This window comes from Vibrio sp. S234-5, from assembly GCF_000960595.1.
GTDB lineage: Bacteria > Pseudomonadota > Gammaproteobacteria > Enterobacterales > Vibrionaceae > Vibrio.
The window spans coordinates 1-668 of sequence record NZ_JZAM01000041.1; the positions used below are offsets into that span (position 1 = coordinate 1).

Sequence of the window (668 nt, forward strand, 5' to 3'; positions counted from 1 at the left end):
GGCGTTATGTTTAATCACGTCAAATCAGTTGGTTGCATCTTTTCTTTGCTCCCTCGGCTTGTTGGTTTTGTGCTTGTCGGCAAGTTGGCTTCGTTTGGCGCTGTTTTCCGGACATTTATTCTTTGGCGCTGGAAATTCAGAGAATTGCCTCAATCAATTCTCAGGCAAGCGCGAGGTTAGGGCGGTTGGCTCGATCAGAAACCAGTTTTAAGTTTCAGTTTGTCAAAGCTTGAAATGTTAAAAGCCCAAGTTTGCTTTTCAAAAGTTATGAGTCAATTCAGTTTTTTAGGTTTTGCCTTTTGTTTGTGAGTCAATGCTGAGTTAATCACGGTTTTGGTAAAACGTAAGTCATTGAAGCTTAAACATAACAAACGGTTCAAGAGGGACAGCCAACGCGCGGCATTTTTATTATGCGTTGGCTTTTGTGGTTACGGTGTTATGCGGAAGCTTGGTTGTGGCGTTGGCTGCCCCTTAACCGGGCGTTATGCTTAATCACGATAAATCAGTGGTTTATGTTTTCTCTTTGTTCCCTTGGCTGATTGGTTTTGAGTTTGTCGGCAAGTTGGCTTCAGTGGGCGCTATTTTCCGGACACTTGTTCTTTGGCGCTGGAAATTCAGAGCGTTGCCTCAATCAATTTTCGGGCAAGCGCGAGGTTAGGGCGGTTGGC

The 668-nt window shown here is 44.6% G+C and carries 2 protein-coding genes; both read left to right on the forward strand.

Translation table 11 applies throughout. The features are described from left to right. Positions 1-211 (forward strand): hypothetical protein (locus UF06_RS27120; protein WP_206778250.1); only part of this gene is annotated, 211 nt, incomplete at its 5' end. 140 nt (positions 212-351) lie between these two features. Then, positions 352-492, forward strand: coding sequence for a DUF3265 domain-containing protein (locus UF06_RS27325; protein ID WP_319024128.1), 141 nt, complete (start codon positions 352-354; stop codon positions 490-492). The last annotated feature ends 176 nt before the right edge of the window (positions 493-668 follow it).